The following is a 16,392-nucleotide window of genomic DNA, read 5'->3' on the forward strand; positions in this document are numbered from 1 at the left end:
GCAAACAGCCTACTCTGAGTAGGCTTCAACAATTGACTACGCTATATTACGGGGCGCTTTTAGTGCCCCATTTTTTTATTTTTGCGTAATCAAAAATAAATGTAAAAGCAAGGTTAAATATTAGTAGTTGATATTAAAAAAATTAACTTAGTAATGTTACCTTTTATTGCAATTACTCCATTTTAATTAACTGCTCAACAGGGGGCAAAAGGAAAAAATTCAACTCACTTTATAATTTTTAAAATTTATTTTTACTTGGATAATCAAAAAGTTACACCGTAATTGCATAAAAACCATGCGTCTTACGGGCCTATAAGCCAGGCGAGATATGATCTATATCAAATTCTCATCTATAATGCTTTGTTAGTATCTCGTCGCCGACTTAATAAAGAGAGAGTTAGTGTGAAAGCTGACAACCCTTTTGATCTTATTCTACCTGCTGCAATGGCCAAAGTTGCCGAAGAAGCAGGCGTCTATAAAGCAACGAAACATCCGCTTAAGACGTTCTATCTGGCAATTACTGCCGGTGTATTCATTTCAATTGCCTTTGTTTTCTATATCACCGCCACCACCGGCACCGGAACAATGCCTTTCGGTATGGCAAAATTGGTGGGTGGTATCTGCTTTTCCCTGGGGTTGATCCTGTGTGTTGTCTGCGGTGCAGACCTCTTCACCTCAACGGTACTGATTGTCGTCGCTAAGGCGAGTGGTCGTATTACCTGGGGCCAACTGGCAAAGAACTGGCTTAACGTATATGTCGGCAACCTGATTGGCGCCCTCATCTTCGTGTTACTGATGTGGCTTTCTGGCGAGTACATGACCGCCAATGGCGCATGGGGGCTTAACGTTCTACAAACAGCCGATCACAAAGTGCACCATACTTTTGTTGAGGCTGTTAGCCTTGGCATTCTGGCTAACCTGATGGTATGTCTGGCCGTATGGATGAGCTACTCAGGTCGCAGCCTGATGGACAAAGCGTTTATCATGGTATTACCGGTCGCAATGTTTGTTGCCAGCGGTTTTGAGCACAGTATCGCAAACATGTTTATGATCCCTATGGGTATCGTAATACGCGATTTCGCCACCCCGGAATTCTGGACCGCAGTCGGTTCCTCTCCGGAGAATTTTTCTCACCTGACCGTGATGAATTTCATCACCGATAACCTGATTCCGGTTACGATCGGTAACATTATCGGCGGCGGTTTGTTGGTCGGGTTGACATACTGGGTCATTTATCTGCGTGGTAACGATCATCATTAATTTGTTGATGTTCATTACACGCAGTAAATAAAAAATCCACTTAAGAAGGTAGGTGTTACATGTCCGAGCTTAATGAAAAGTTAGCCACAGCCTGGGAAGGTTTTACCAAAGGTGATTGGCAGAATGAAGTAAACGTCCGTGACTTCATTCAGAAAAACTACACTCCGTACGAGGGTGACGAGTCCTTCCTGGCTGGCGCGACTGAAGCGACCACCGCACTGTGGGACAGCGTGATGGAAGGCGTTAAACAGGAAAACCGCACTCACGCGCCTGTTGACTTTGACACCTCCGTTGCTTCTACCATCACTTCTCACGACGCTGGTTACATCAACAAAGCGCTCGAGAAAATTGTTGGTCTGCAGACTGAAGCTCCGCTGAAACGTGCAATTATCCCGTTTGGCGGCATCAAAATGGTTGAAGGTTCCTGCAAAGCGTACAATCGCGAACTGGACCCGATGCTGAAAAAAATCTTCACCGAATACCGCAAAACCCACAACCAGGGTGTATTCGATGTTTATACCAAAGACATTCTGAACTGCCGTAAATCCGGTGTTCTGACTGGTCTGCCAGATGCGTATGGCCGTGGTCGTATCATCGGTGACTACCGTCGCGTTGCGCTGTACGGTATCGACTACCTGATGAAAGACAAATACGCTCAGTTCGTTTCTCTGCAATCCGATCTGGAAAATGGCGTAAACCTGGAAGCGACTATCCGTCTGCGTGAAGAAATCGCTGAACAGCACCGCGCGCTGGGTCAGATCAAAGAAATGGCTGCTAAATATGGCTGCGATATCTCTGGTCCGGCTACCAACGCTCAGGAAGCTATCCAGTGGACCTACTTCGGCTACCTGGCCGCTGTTAAGTCTCAGAACGGTGCAGCAATGTCCTTCGGTCGTGTATCCACCTTCCTGGATGCTTACATCGAACGCGATATCAAAGCAGGCAAAATCACCGAGCAAGACGCTCAGGAAATGATTGACCACCTGGTCATGAAACTGCGTATGGTTCGCTTCCTGCGTACCCCTGAATATGATGAACTGTTCTCCGGTGACCCGATTTGGGCAACTGAATCTATCGGTGGTATGGGCGTTGACGGCCGTACTCTGGTTACCAAAAACAGCTTCCGCTTCCTGAATACCCTGTACACCATGGGTCCTTCTCCGGAGCCGAACATCACCGTTCTGTGGTCTGAAAAACTGCCTCTGAACTTCAAGAAATTCGCCGCTAAAGTGTCCATCGATACCTCTTCTCTGCAGTACGAGAACGATGACCTGATGCGTCCGGACTTCAACAACGACGATTACGCTATCGCTTGCTGCGTAAGCCCAATGGTTGTTGGTAAACAAATGCAGTTCTTCGGTGCGCGTGCAAACCTGGCGAAAACCATGCTGTACGCAATCAACGGCGGCGTTGATGAAAAACTGAAAATGCAGGTTGGTCCTAAGTCTGAGCCGATCAAAGGCGACGTCCTGAACTTCGACGAAGTTATGGAGCGCATGGATCACTTCATGGACTGGCTGGCAAAACAGTACGTCACCGCACTGAACGTTATCCACTACATGCACGACAAGTACAGCTACGAAGCCTCTCTGATGGCGCTGCACGACCGTGACGTTATCCGCACCATGGCGTGTGGTATCGCTGGTCTGTCCGTTGCTGCTGACTCCCTGTCTGCAATCAAATATGCGAAAGTTAAACCGATTCGTGACGAAGACGGCCTGGCTGTTGACTTCGAAATCGAAGGCGAATACCCGCAGTTTGGTAACAACGACTCTCGCGTTGATGACATGGCGGTTGACCTGGTAGAACGTTTCATGAAGAAAATTCAGAAACTGACTACCTACCGTAACGCTATCCCGACTCAGTCTGTTCTGACCATCACTTCTAACGTTGTGTATGGTAAGAAAACAGGTAACACCCCAGATGGTCGTCGTGCTGGCGCGCCGTTCGGACCTGGTGCTAACCCAATGCACGGTCGTGACCAGAAAGGTGCTGTTGCCTCTCTGACCTCTGTTGCAAAACTGCCGTTTGCTTACGCTAAAGATGGTATCTCTTACACCTTCTCTATCGTTCCGAACGCTCTGGGTAAAGACGACGAAGTTCGTAAGACCAACCTGGCTGGTCTGATGGATGGTTACTTCCACCATGAAGCGTCCATCGAAGGTGGTCAGCACCTGAACGTGAACGTCATGAACCGCGAAATGCTGCTGGATGCGATGGAACATCCGGAAAAATATCCGCAGCTGACCATCCGTGTTTCTGGCTACGCAGTACGTTTTAACTCCCTGACTAAAGAACAGCAGCAGGACGTTATCACTCGTACCTTCACTCAGACCATGTAATTCCCAGTCTGACTGAAAAAGCGTACAATAAAGGCTCCACGTAAGTGGGGCCTTTTTAACAACTAAGTCTCTTTCGCCAGCTATCTATACTTATGGATGACTGCCAAAACAGACTCGACACAGTGAACAACTGTGCACTAACACAGGCCCCGGATGGGCCACACCTGGAGAAACACCGCAATGTCAGTTATTGGTCGCATTCACTCCTTTGAATCCTGTGGCACCGTAGACGGCCCAGGCATCCGTTTTATCACTTTCTTCCAGGGCTGCCTGATGCGCTGCCTGTATTGCCACAACCGTGATACGTGGGATACGCACGGTGGCAAAGAAGTTACTGTCGAAGAGTTAATGAAAGAAGTGGTAACTTATCGCCACTTTATGAATGCTTCCGGTGGCGGCGTAACGGCATCCGGCGGTGAGGCCATCCTGCAGGCTGAATTTGTTCGTGACTGGTTTCGTGCCTGTAAGGAAGAAGGTATTCATACCTGTCTTGATACTAACGGTTTTGTTCGCCGCTACGATCCAGTTATTGATGAACTGCTGGAAGTGACTGACCTGGTAATGCTCGATCTTAAACAGATGAACGACGAAATCCATCAGAACCTGGTAGGTGTATCTAACCATCGTACACTGGAATTTGCTCGCTACCTGTCTAACAAAGATATTAAAGTGTGGATCCGCTACGTTGTCGTCCCCGGTTGGTCTGACGATGACGATTCCGCGCACCGTCTGGGTGAGTTTACCCGTGATATGGGCAACGTAGAAAAAATCGAACTACTGCCTTATCACGAGTTGGGTAAACACAAATGGGTGGCGATGGGCGAAGAGTACAAACTGGATGGTGTTAAGCCGCCGAAGAAAGAGACCATGGAGCGCGTGAAAGGTATCCTTGAGCAATATGGTCACAAAGTGATGTATTGATTTTTTGCCTCATCGAAACGGCTGCCATCAGGGCAGCCGTTTTGCTATCTAAAGCATCTGATATTCAGGTCATAACAAAGGAAAGGATGTGAAGCGCTTATTCATCTCAGGAGTTTTACTGCTGTCAGCCCAGTGCGTAAATGCCGCCAGCAGCTGCGATATCAATGCCATCGTCCAGCATGTGTGGCCAGATGCAACATCTACACCGCAGGGCATCATCACCAAAGATAACCAGGTTATCACCACCAGCGCCAATTCTCCCCAAAGCGCGATTTGCAAGGTCTGGCCGGCACAACCGGAGCTGACACTGGCAGCGGTTCCATTGATGTCTCAGCAGTATACCGATTACGATCACTCAGGCGATCTGGAACTTCTGGTGCTGGATTCCGGTACCCTCAACGTCAAACAGCGATTAAATCTTCCTGCGCGTATGGACGATGACGCTTTTCGTATTACAGGCATTACTCTTGATACAGCACGCTGGAAAGTTAAACCTAACCAGACTGCATTCGGCTTGCATATCATGCGCAACGGCAGCTCACGAGTGAACCCTATGAGTGAAGATGCACTGTCGCTGTTTGTCATTGAGGATAACCAGTTACGGACAATACTAAACGGTATTGTGCTTGAAAATAGCAGCGGCGAATGGGATGGAAACTGTGCAGGCACATTTAACGATGTTAAACGCACCCTGGCTCTGGAACCCGGCTCACAGAAGGGATACGCCAATATACGGGTAACCGAGAAAAACGTAGCATCCACCACACATACTGACGCCAATGGCGAGTGTGTATCAAAGGACAAACCAGGCAAAACGACAACATTGCTACGATATGATGGCAAGCACTATGTCGTACCCAAATCCCTTATGCCTCTGGAATAAGAGCACCATAACGTCTGGAAAGCAGCCATGAGACGCATTTGTCATTGCTATGCCTTGACCACGCCAGTATGTTTTCCTGGCTAGCCTGAAGTACGGATAATTATTGTACTTGTCGCATCTGATGGCACTCAGCATATAAGGATTATTCAACAGCTGGTGTGCTGGCTGGATGAGGCTGAGCATCTGCAACAACTCGCCACTGTTAGCAGCCAACAGGAACTTCACGCTATTTTACTTAATACAACTCAGACATGTGCCACAGAGTTTGGTGTATGCCCAGCCTTACGAAGCAGCATCAGCAAATAAATAAACGACACACTGGCGATCATAATAAACAACACGCTGTCAGAATAATTCTGCATCAGCATGGCGGTAAATGACGGTCCAAGCAGGCTACCCACGGTATAGCTTAATAACAGTGCCTGATTCATGGCGACCAGTTGATGATGCTCAACTTTCTCGCAGGCCCAGGCCATTGCTACCGGATAGAGGGTAAAACCTGCCGCTCCCAGCATGAACAACGCGGGTGCCATCGCCGCCTGATTCAGCATAGCGATACTACCGAGGATCACCACGAACACCTGCACACGCAAAACCAACAGACGGCCTAATTTATCCGCCAGACGACCAATCGGCCATTGCCCCAGAATCCCGGCGCTGACCAGAACGGCCATCCAGAAGCCAATGCTGGCATTGCTGACTCCCTGATGATTGAGATACAACGGCATCAAACCGTACAAAGAACCCAGCACAATTCCGGAAATAATACAGCCATTCACGCCCAGACGAGCCTGTCGAAGCTTCAACATGGAGGCAATTGGGGTCGTCGAATGATGATCATCACTCTGTTGGTTCACAATGCGCGTAAAGAGCAACGGTAAGACCCCGGCCAGGATCGTGCCAGTAACCCATGGCAGAACGCTCATTAATTCTGTCGATACTTTACTGACCAACAGCTGTCCTAAAAACGTCCCCACGTAATAGACCATCATATATGCAGCAAGTAAGCGTCCGCGATTACGCGAAGTTCCGCTGCACATTAGCGCGCTTTCCACCACCACCCAAATCATGGCGCAACCTACGCCCGCAATAAAGCGCCAGGTCATCCAGCTCCAGAATCCCACCATAACGCCCAATCCCACACAACCCACTGCAAAAATAAACGATGCAATGTAATAGCTGCGATTAAAGCCAAGGTGTCTAATTAAATACCCGGTAAGTAATGTCCCAATCAGATTGCCTGTGAAATAAGACGAGCTGACCACTCCCACTTGCCAGGTTGGCAAATTTTCATGGGCGAGCCAAAGCGGGACGAGCGTGTTTAACACGGCGATCGCCAGGGTCAATAGAAGCAGCCCGCACAGCAGCAGCATGACGGGTCGGGTATAGGTGGACATGAATAAAAACCGTGAGGAAGTTCAAATTTCATGCGCATCATGCCACTGCCAAAAACATTGTCAATCGGCTGACTACGGCCTGTAGCACGATTTCAATGTGATCGATTTGAAATACTAATTCTCATCATCAATGATGATAATCTGCCTGACGCCATCTGATTGTTTAAATTGATCTAAAACAAAACTGCCCCGTTACGTTCAGTCGAAAAATTTCATGGTTCATTTTGTCTTTTTTTCTGTTATTACCAGTCAGATGTAAAAAAACCGGGGTATTAACCCCGGCTTTCATATCATGCCGACAAACAGACTTTAACTGGCAACTGCCATGCCGACTGTCATATGCAGACCATAAAACACGCCGCGACCGATCAATTCACCCACCAACAGCAGTATAAATGCGACTGAAAGCAGTGGTATTGCTGGTTGATAGCCTTTTACTTGCGGCACTATCCAGCAGCACAGCGCTAAAGCCAATGCCACAATACGCCATGCCATCAGCGAACCGTAATCCGGCACAAGGGTAGATGCCTGCTGAATTGAACTGTGGATAGTTGCCAGCTCAGCCCCCTGCATCACGGACATGATGGCGCTTACCACCAGTGCAAGTACTGAAATAGCCGGCAGCAGTCGCATTGCCCAACCATCAATTCCGGCAACGCGCAGCAGCAGATAACCCAGCAGTGGCCCCCCCATAAATAGCGTCAGGAAGAAGCCCAGCGGCGTCCAGATACTGAACCAGGTTGGTACCGTATCAATGGTGTTATATACACGTACCATCATCCAGACAAAAGCTACGCCCAGTACCATGGTGGCAACCAGCCAAAGATTACGTAATGCTGGTGACATTTTTTTCAATACCGCCAACAACCAACCGATACCACCTACGGCGAAGAAGAGCGAGCCGCTGGCGATTTCATTACTCAGTGCAGAAGAACCTACACGGTTGAGTGAGTTAAAGGCTCGCACAGGTGACCCCAGGTGCAGCATGGAAGCAATAAAACCGATCCCCATTAACACCCACAAGCCAAACATACAGGCAATCACACGTTGTTGTGATTCAGGGCGTAAATCCCCTTTCATCAGCGCCAGTGCCAGAACAATAAAGCCACCAACCACACACTGTCCGAAAACAGTGAAGATCATCAGCGGCCACTCATGCCATCCACTTCCCATCTTACACCTCCTTCGGATTTGCCAGATAACCCGTGGTATCCCCTGTAGGGCGGCTATTGGCGTTAGGCTTGATCACAATACAAGGTTTGGTGAAGTGCGCACCCGGCAATGGCGCAACCGCAGCCAGTTCTCCGTGCTTTTTACGCAGTTCATCAATCGGGCCAAAATCCAGTGCACGTAACGGGCAGGACTCAACGCAGATTGGTTTTTTACCCTCTGCAACACGGTCATGACAGCCATCACACTTGGTCATATGCCCTTTAGCAGCATTGTACTGTGGAGCGCCATAAGGGCAGGCCATATGGCAATAACGACATCCGATGCACACGTCCTCATCAACGACCACAAAACCATCGTCACGTTTGTGCATAGCTCCGCTCGGACAAACCTTGGTGCAGGCCGGGTCTTCGCAGTGGTTACATGCGATGGAGAGATAATAGGCAAAAACGTTCTGATGCCAGACGCCGTTATCTTCCTGCCAGTCGCCGCCAGCGTATTCATAAATACGACGGAAGCTGACATCCGGAGTTAAATCTTTGTAGTCTTTGCAGGCCAGTTCGCAGGTTTTGCAACCGGTGCAACGGCTGGAATCAATAAAAAATCCATACTGGGTTGTCATCGGTTACTCCTTACACCTTTTCAACCTGAACAAGATTCGTATGTGACGGGTTCCCCTTGGCGAGAGGAGAAGGACGCTGGGTTGTCAGCACGTTAATACAACCGCCCTGATCCACACGTTTCACATCCGGGTCATACCATGCCCCCTCACCTAACGCCACAACGCCTGGCATCATACGTGGCGTCACTTTCGCCTCAATATGCACCTCGCCACGGTCATTAAAGATACGAACTTTGTCGCCGTTGTTAATACCACGTCTTTGCGCGTCCAGCGGGTTAATCCACATTTCCTGGCGGCAAGATGCTTTCAGAACATCAACGTTGCCATAGGTTGAGTGAACGCGAGACTTATAGTGAAATCCCGTCAACTGCAGGGGAAATTTATCCGCCAACGGATCGTTTAAGCTTTCAAATCCCGGGGCGTAGATTGGCAATGGATCAATCACGTCGTCTTCAGGCAGTTCCCAGGTTGCTGCGATATCCGCCAGTTCCTGAGAATAAATTTCGATCTTGCCCGATGGCGTGGTAAGTGGATTTGCTTTTGGATCCTCGCGGAATGCTTTGTAAGCTACGTGATGTCCTTCGGGATCGCGCTGTTTGAAGATCCCTTGCTTGCGGAACTCTTCAAACGTCGGCAATTCAGGTATCGCTTTGCGTGACTGCTCGTACAGATGACGCATCCACTCTTCCTGAGTACGACCCTCAGTAAACTGCTGCTCGACGCCCAGGCGTTTTGCCAGCTCGCTGGTCATTTGATAGATAGTCTTGCACTCAAAGCGTGGCTTGATGGCCTGGTCGGTGAATATCACATAGGACATATTCCCGCACGAAGCGTCGAGGGCGAAATCCATTTGTTCGGAAGCTGTGCAGTCTGGCAGCAAAATATCGGCGTATTTAGCCGAGGACGTCATATGGCAGTCAATGACAACAATCATTTCGCACTTCTTATCATCCTGAAGGATTTCGTGAGTGCGGTTGATATCGGAATGCTGGTTAATCAGACAGTTACCAGCATAGTTCCAGATCATTTTAATCGGAACGTCGAGTTTATCTTTTCCACGAACGCCGTCACGTAGCGCCGTCATTTCCGGGCCGCGTTCAATCGCGTCGGTCCACATAAACATCGAGATACTGGTTTCAACAGGGTTTTCCAGCGTAGGCATACGTTCAAACGGTAAACTGTAAGAGCCTTCACGCGCGCCGCTGTTACCGCCGTTAATACCGACGTTACCGGTCAGAATAGCCAGCATGGAAATAGCACGGGTAGCAATTTCACCGTTAGCATGACGCTGTGGTCCCCAGCCCTGGCTGATATAGGCGGGTTTGGCACTACCAATCTCACGTGCCAGCTTAACGATACGGTCAGCCGGAATACCTGTTATCTGCGCAGCCCATTCCGGGGTCTTCGCTATACCATCTTTACCCTGCCCGAGGATGTAAGCCTTGTAGTGGCCATTTTTTGGCGCACCTGCCGGAAGGGTTTTCTCATCGTATCCCACGCAGTATTTATCGAGAAACGGTTGATCAACCATATTTTCGCTGATCAATACGTACGCCAGACCATTGACCAGCGCCGCATCGGTGCCCGGTCTAATCGGGATCCATTCGTCCTCGCGCCCCGCACCAGTATCGGTATAACGAGGATCTATAATGATCATACGGGCATTTGACTTCTGCCTCGCCTGCTCAAGGTAATACGTTACCCCACCACCGCTCATGCGGGTTTCACCAGGGTTATTACCAAACAGAACAACAAGCTTGCTGTTTTCGATATCAGACGGGCTATTACCGTCCGCCCAGCCGCCATAGGTGTAGTTCAGACCAGCAGCAATCTGCGCAGAAGAGTAGTCACCGTAGTGGTTCAGATAGCCGCCACAACAGTTCATCAAGCGAGCAACCAGCGTTTTTCCCGGCGGCCATGAGCGCGTCATGGTGCCTCCCAGCGTACCGGTACCGTAGTTGAGGTAAATAGACTCGTTACCGTAGTCTTTGATCAGACGTTGCATATTGCTGGCGATAATATCGTAGGCTTCATCCCAACTTATACGCTCGAATTTGCCTTCACCGCGCTTACCGACACGCTTCATCGGATATTTCAGACGGTCCGGGTTATAGACGCGACGACGCATGGAGCGGCCGCGCAGACAGGCACGAACCTGGTGCAGGCCGTCATAATTGTCATCGCCGGTATTATCGGTTTCAACATACTTTATTTCACCATCCACCACATGCATACGCAACGGACAGCGGCTACCGCAGTTCACCGTACAGGCGCTCCAGATCACTTTCTCATTGATCTGCGCCGGATTAATGGCTTCTGCGGCATTTGCTATGCGGGTAAATGGCAGGGTAAATGCGCTACTGGCCATCGCCAGTCCGCCTATCGCCGTCGTTTTTACCAAACCGCGACGACTCACCTCAGCTGCCAGTACAGCATCGGGGATCTTAGTTTTCATAGTGACTCACTCTGCTGCTCACAATAAACAAAAAAGAAACACTCGTTGTATAGATATTTATATATCGATATTATCGTTATACAGACTGGTATATAGTGAATTTGCGTAAAGACAGAGATAAATACTGACCTTCATTCGAAGGTAGTATTACCACTAATGAGGTAAGGGTTATTGTCCGGTATCAAGCAGGCATAAAAAAAGCGCCCACAGGCGCTTTTTTAACAGAAAAAGATGGCTTAACCGATGTATTCCAGACCATTCATATATGGACGTAATACTTCCGGAACCTGAATGCGGCCATCAGCTTGCTGGTAGTTTTCCATCACAGCAACCAAGGTACGTCCCACAGCCAGACCAGAACCGTTCAGCGTATGCACTAAACGCGTCTTCTTGTCGGATTTGTTGCGGCAACGAGCCTGCATACGACGTGCCTGGAAATCCCACACGTTTGAGCAGGAGGAGATCTCGCGGTAAGTATTCTGCGCTGGGATCCACACTTCCAGATCATAGGTTTTGCATGCGCCAAAGCCCATGTCACCAGTGCATAGAATGATCTTACGATACGGCAGTCCCAGCAGCTGAAGTACTTTCTCAGCATGGCCTGTCATCTCTTCCAGTGCGTCCATAGAATCTTCCGGACGAACAATCTGCACCATTTCAACTTTATCAAACTGGTGCATACGGATCAGACCACGAGTATCACGACCGTAAGAGCCGGCTTCAGAACGGAAACATGGCGTATGCGCGGTCATTTTGATCGGCAGTGCATCTTCGTCAATGATCTCATCGCGTACCAGGTTGGTCAGCGGGACTTCTGCCGTTGGGATCAGCGCATAGTTACTGCTATCGGCTTCTTCGTCCAGCGGACGCGTATGGAACAGATCACCGGCAAACTTCGGCAACTGACCTGTACCGTACAGCGTGTCATGGTTAACCAGATACGGAACGTAGTTTTCGCTGTAACCATGCTGTTCGGTATGTAGATCCAGCATGAACTGAGACAGCGCACGGTGCATACGTGCAATCTGCCCTTTCATTACCACGAAACGAGAACCCGTTAGCTTAACCGCAGCAGCGAAATCAAGACCGGTATGCATTTCACCCAGCGTGACGTGATCGCGCACTTCGAAATCAAATTCGCGAGGAGTACCCCAACGGCTGACTTCGATATTGTCATTTTCATCTTTACCCACCGGAACTTCGTCCGCTGGCAGGTTAGGAATGGTCAGTGCAATATCGCGGATCTCGGCCTGCAAGGCATCAAGTTCAGCTTTCGCGGTATCCAGCTCTTCGCCCAGTTTGTTCACTTCCAGACGTAAAGACTCGATATCTTCTCCGCGCGCTTTTGCCTGGCCGATGGATTTCGATCGAGAGTTACGCTCTGCCTGCAGGTTCTCTGTTTGTACCTGCAGAACTTTACGACGCTCTTCAAGAGCGCGCAGCTTATCTACATCCAGCTTAAAGCCCCGGCTTGCCAGTTTTTCAGCGACTGCGTCTGGCTCATTACGCAGCAGATTGGGATCGAGCATGCTTATCCTGTGCTTATCGAATTAAAATAGGAGAAAGTGACCACAGCCTGCGATCACAGGGATACATTGCCAACATTACCGCAACGATCGCGCTAACGGTAGCGTTTTATAGGGCTATTTTGATCCTGCCCGGCAAGCCAGGCGAGCTTTTCGCCAATCTTACCCTCAAGACCTCTGTTTGTGGGGTGATAATAGCGCGTTTGTGCCAGTTCCTGCGGAAAGTACTCTTCACCGGCAGCATACGCATTCGGCTCATCATGAGCGTAGCGATATTCCTGTCCGTAGCCCATTTCTTTCATCAGCTTCGTCGGTGCATTACGCAAATGCACAGGCACATCATAATCCGGACGCTCGCGGGCATCAGCCAACGCTGCTTTATAGGCGGTATAGACTGCATTACTTTTCGGCGCACAGGCCAGATAAACTATCGCCTGAGCTATCGCTCGTTCGCCTTCTGCAGGCCCTATGCGAGTGAAACAATCCCATGCTGAAATTGCCACTTGCATAGCCCGTGGGTCGGCATTTCCCACATCTTCGGAAGCAATTGCCAGACAACGGCGCGCGACGTATAACGGATCGCCACCGGCGGTAATGATCCGTGCATACCAGTAAAGCGCCGCATCCGGTGCGCTGCCGCGTACCGATTTGTGTAACGCCGAGATCAGATCGTAAAAGCGATCGCCTTTATTATCAAAGCGCGAGCTGCGCTCCCCGGCAATCTCAGTCAGTAATGCTGTCTGTAAAACACGTTTTCCGCTGTCATCGACTTCGGCCATATCAGCCATCATTTCCAGCGTGTTCAACGCCCTTCGCGCGTCACCATTCACCAGTTCCGCAATCGCCCGACGTGTTTCATTCGGCAGGACAATATCCTGTCCCCCGTAGCCACGCGCTTTATCTGTCATCGCCTGGTCCAGCACCTGCTCAATATCTTCGGTGGTTAACGATTTCAGTAGATAGACACGCGCACGCGACAGTAATGCCGAGTTAAGTTCAAAAGAGGGATTTTCGGTCGTGGCGCCAATAAATGTAATGGTGCCATCTTCGATATGCGGGAGAAACGCGTCCTGCTGGCTTTTATTAAAACGATGAACTTCATCCACGAACAAAATTGTACGCCGACCTGCATTGCGGTTCTGACGCGCACGCTCAATGGCCTCACGAATTTCTTTCACACCAGAGGTGACCGCCGAAATACGTTCAACATCTGCATCAGCGTAGCGAGCAATCACTTCGGCGAGTGTTGTTTTACCCGTACCGGGTGGTCCCCACAAGATCATGGAGTGCAGGTGCCCTGCCTCAATGGCACGCGGCAAGGGCTTGCCTGCGGCCAGCAAATGCTGCTGGCCGATATACTGTGCTAAATTTTCTGGCCGCATACGCGCGGCCAGTGGCTGAAAGGTATTATCAGAAAAATCGAGCGACAGATTGCCCACTCACGCGCCTCTACTTACGTTGATCGTCCACCGTCACACCTTGTGGCGGGGTAAAGGTGAATTTTGATGGTTCAATTGCACCATTCTGCTGAGACTTCAGCTGATAGCTACTGCGTTGATCGTCCTGCTCGACAGCACTGAACTGATGGATTGTTCCATCACGCCCGACATTAATGGTGAACTGCTTCAGATTACCGCTGCTGGTTTTCGGGGTCAGCACAAAGTCATCACCGTTTTGCTTGATATTGTATTGTTGCCAGTCGCTGGACTGGTTGCGCGCAATCAGCATAAACGGTGTATTCCCCGTGGCATCTTTCAGCCAGGTGGCCGTTGCTTGCTCAACAAACGGGTTAAAGAACCACAGCGTTTTGCCATCGGATACCAGAATGCTCTCGTCAGGCTGTGTCATATGCCAGTTAAACAGGTTCGGACGTTTAACCCATAAGTCACCCTGACCTTCCTGTACTGCCGCTCCGCTGCCATCCGTCACCTTCTGGGTGAAGCTGGCATGGAAACTACTGACTTTATCCAGACGGCTTTTCAGATCGCTGGCAGCATCAGCCCAGACGCTGCTAACCACAAAGCTCGACAGTAATGCACAGGTGATTGCGATTCTTTTCATCGTTATTCCTCAAAATACGTCACTCCCGACGGGGAGATCCCTCTGCTATCCATTCCAGGCCAAAAATCAGCATGAGGAAAGTAGAAAATACTGAATTACTTAACTTTGCAATCAATCGAAGGGAGGCGGCGCCAGCACTTCACGATTACCATTATGTCCCTGCTCACTGACAATTCCCTGCGCTTCCATCTGTTCAATGATGCGTGCCGCACGGTTGTAACCAATACGGAACTGACGCTGAACGCCGGAGATTGAGGCCTTACGTTTCTCCGTGACAAATTTGACGGCCTGGTCGAACAGCGGATCCAGCTCTTCACCACCGTCAAAACCACCGCCACCGCCTTCGCTTTCGCTGTCGGAGGTAATGCCATCAACGTATTGTGGACGCCCACGCGCTTTCCAGTCCTGAACAACTGCATGCACTTCCTGGTCGCGCACAAATGCGCCATGCACACGCACTGGCATAGTGGAGTTAGGCCCGGAATAAAGCATATCCCCCATGCCCAGCAGAGACTCTGCGCCACTTTGGTCGAGGATGGTGCGTGAATCAATCTTACTGGAAACGGTAAAGGCGATACGGGTTGGAATGTTGGCTTTAATCAAACCGGTAATAACATCAACCGACGGACGCTGAGTCGCCAGTACCAGGTGGATGCCCGCCGCACGTGCTTTTTGTGCCAGACGAGCGATGAGTTCTTCCACCTTTTTACCGACGGTCATCATCAGATCAGCGAATTCATCTACCAACACAACGATATACGGCAGTTTTTCCAGCACAGGATGCTGAACGTCCATGCTATCGCCAGGTTTCCAGTACGGGTCAGGAATCGGACGCCCCATACGGGCTGCTTCAGCGATTTTCTCGTTATAACCAGCAAGGTTACGTACGCCAAGCGCCGACATCAGCTTATAGCGACGCTCCATTTCATTGACGCTCCAGCGCAAAGCATTGGCCGCATCTTTCATATCTGTAACAACTTCAGTCAACAGATGCGGGATACCTTCGTAAACGGAAAGTTCCAGCATTTTCGGGTCAATCATGATAAAGCGGACATCTTCCGGTTGTGCCTTGTACAGCATGCTGAGGATCATGGCGTTTACCCCAACCGACTTACCGGAGCCGGTGGTTCCTGCAACCAGCAGATGAGGCATTTTTGCCAGGTCAGCAACGACCGGCTCGCCTGCAATATCTTTACCCAACACGACTGTCAGCGGAGATGGATTTTCGCGGAACTTCGCGTTATCCAGAACTTCACGCAGATAGACGGTCTGACGTTTTTTATTCGGCAGTTCCAGTCCCACATACGGTTTACCTGGAATCACTTCTACCACACGCACCGCAACGGTCGACAACGAACGAGCCAGGTCGCGGGAGAGGTTAGAAATACGCGCAGCTTTCACACCAGGGGCCAGGTTCAGTTCAAAACGGGTAATAACCGGACCCGGTGAATAGTTCACGACATCAGCTTTAATGCGGAAATCCGCCAGTCGGGCTTCAACCAGACGCGCCATTTGCTCCAGCGCAAAGGTATCCACTGGTTCAACTTCACTCGGCGGTGGCGTCAACAGATCCAGCGAGGGCAGCGGTGTGGTTGGGCGTTGTACCGGGCGGCTGTCACCATTACGCATCAGTAATGGATGGATCAAGCTATCCTGCGGCTGCGGTGCTACAGGTTGTGGCGGCTGCTGATAATGCTGCTGCGGCACTACAGGCTGCGGCGGCTGCTGATAATGCTGCTGCGGTGCTACAGGCTG

The 16,392-nt window shown here is 50.1% G+C and carries 12 protein-coding genes and 1 pseudogene; 5 read left to right on the forward strand and 8 right to left on the reverse strand.

All coding sequences use genetic code 11. The features are described 5' to 3' along the window. The first annotated feature begins 402 nt into the window (after positions 1–402). From focA to SK36_RS25070, 5 genes are all read left to right on the forward strand, one after another. The gene (gene focA, locus SK36_RS13440; protein ID WP_003831909.1) at positions 403–1,260 is read left to right on the forward strand and encodes a formate transporter FocA; all 858 of its coding nucleotides are present in this window, start codon (positions 403–405) and stop codon (positions 1,258–1,260) included. A 59-nt stretch (positions 1,261–1,319) separates the two neighbouring features. Next, positions 1,320–3,602 carry a formate C-acetyltransferase gene (gene pflB, locus SK36_RS13445; protein ID WP_045441256.1) on the forward strand — a complete coding sequence of 761 codons (2,283 nt, stop codon included), beginning with the start codon at positions 1,320–1,322 and terminating at the stop codon, positions 3,600–3,602. A 180-nt stretch (positions 3,603–3,782) separates the two neighbouring features. After that, positions 3,783–4,523, forward strand: coding sequence for a pyruvate formate lyase 1-activating protein (pflA, locus tag SK36_RS13450; RefSeq protein WP_048221760.1), 741 nt, complete (start codon positions 3,783–3,785; stop codon positions 4,521–4,523). A gap of 88 nt (positions 4,524–4,611) precedes the next feature. Continuing rightward, positions 4,612–5,406: a PA3715 family protein gene (locus SK36_RS13455; protein WP_048221761.1), complete on the forward strand. Its 795-nt coding sequence runs from the start codon at positions 4,612–4,614 to the stop codon at positions 5,404–5,406. Between the two features lie 144 nt (positions 5,407–5,550). Further along, a complete protein-coding gene (locus tag SK36_RS25070; RefSeq protein WP_231593096.1) occupies positions 5,551–5,712 on the forward strand; it encodes a hypothetical protein in 162 nt (53 codons plus the stop codon). On the opposite strand, the gene SK36_RS13460 is transcribed toward SK36_RS25070, so the two are convergent. From SK36_RS13460 to ftsK, 8 genes and pseudogenes are all read right to left on the reverse strand, one after another. Further along, positions 5,652–6,803 carry an MFS transporter gene (locus SK36_RS13460; RefSeq protein WP_045441254.1) on the reverse strand — a complete coding sequence of 384 codons (1,152 nt, stop codon included), beginning with the start codon at positions 6,801–6,803 and terminating at the stop codon, positions 5,652–5,654. The genes SK36_RS25070 and SK36_RS13460 overlap by 61 nt on opposite strands. 309 nt (positions 6,804–7,112) lie before the next feature. Continuing rightward, the gene (locus SK36_RS13465; protein ID WP_045441253.1) at positions 7,113–7,976 is read right to left on the reverse strand and encodes a dimethyl sulfoxide reductase anchor subunit family protein; all 864 of its coding nucleotides are present in this window, start codon (positions 7,974–7,976) and stop codon (positions 7,113–7,115) included. A 1-nt stretch (position 7,977) separates the two neighbouring features. Next, positions 7,978–8,595 (reverse strand): dimethylsulfoxide reductase iron-sulfur subunit DmsB, encoded by a 618-nt coding sequence (dmsB, locus tag SK36_RS13470; protein WP_048221762.1) that lies wholly within the window; start codon positions 8,593–8,595, stop codon positions 7,978–7,980. Positions 8,596–8,605: 10 nt separating this feature from the next. After that, positions 8,606–11,050, reverse strand: a complete 2,445-nt coding sequence (gene dmsA, locus SK36_RS13475) for a dimethylsulfoxide reductase subunit A (protein WP_048221763.1) — start codon at positions 11,048–11,050, stop codon at positions 8,606–8,608. Positions 11,051–11,286: 236 nt separating this feature from the next. Next, complete coding sequence (serS, locus tag SK36_RS13480) at positions 11,287–12,579, reverse strand: serine--tRNA ligase (protein WP_045441250.1); 1,293 nt, start codon at positions 12,577–12,579, stop codon at positions 11,287–11,289. Positions 12,580–12,671: 92 nt separating this feature from the next. Continuing rightward, on the reverse strand, positions 12,672–14,015 hold the full coding sequence (rarA, locus tag SK36_RS13485; protein ID WP_048221764.1) for a replication-associated recombination protein RarA: 1,344 nt from the start codon (positions 14,013–14,015) through the stop codon (positions 12,672–12,674). Positions 14,016–14,025: 10 nt separating this feature from the next. Further along, the gene (lolA, locus tag SK36_RS13490) at positions 14,026–14,637 is read right to left on the reverse strand and encodes an outer membrane lipoprotein periplasmic chaperone LolA (RefSeq protein ID WP_040233939.1); all 612 of its coding nucleotides are present in this window, start codon (positions 14,635–14,637) and stop codon (positions 14,026–14,028) included. A 111-nt stretch (positions 14,638–14,748) separates the two neighbouring features. Further along, positions 14,749–16,392: pseudogene (gene ftsK, locus SK36_RS13495) on the reverse strand (DNA translocase FtsK); the annotation flags it as partial.

Origin of the sequence: Citrobacter sp. MGH106 (assembly GCF_001037495.1) — a bacterium.
GTDB classification, from domain to species: Bacteria; Pseudomonadota; Gammaproteobacteria; order Enterobacterales; family Enterobacteriaceae; genus Citrobacter; species Citrobacter murliniae.

Coding starts and splice junctions, on each gene's coding strand:
- pflB (WP_045441256.1), top strand. CDS start 1,320: ATGTCCGAGCTTAATGAAAAGTTAGCCACAGCCTGGGAAGGTTTTACC.
- pflA (WP_048221760.1), top strand. CDS start 3,783: ATGTCAGTTATTGGTCGCATTCACTCCTTTGAATCCTGTGGCACCGTA.
- SK36_RS13460 (WP_045441254.1), bottom strand. CDS start 6,803: ATGTCCACCTATACCCGACCCGTCATGCTGCTGCTGTGCGGGCTGCTT.
- SK36_RS13465 (WP_045441253.1), bottom strand. CDS start 7,976: ATGGGAAGTGGATGGCATGAGTGGCCGCTGATGATCTTCACTGTTTTC.
- dmsB (WP_048221762.1), bottom strand. CDS start 8,595: ATGACAACCCAGTATGGATTTTTTATTGATTCCAGCCGTTGCACCGGT.
- dmsA (WP_048221763.1), bottom strand. CDS start 11,050: ATGAAAACTAAGATCCCCGATGCTGTACTGGCAGCTGAGGTGAGTCGT.
- serS (WP_045441250.1), bottom strand. CDS start 12,579: ATGCTCGATCCCAATCTGCTGCGTAATGAGCCAGACGCAGTCGCTGAA.
- lolA (WP_040233939.1), bottom strand. CDS start 14,637: ATGAAAAGAATCGCAATCACCTGTGCATTACTGTCGAGCTTTGTGGTT.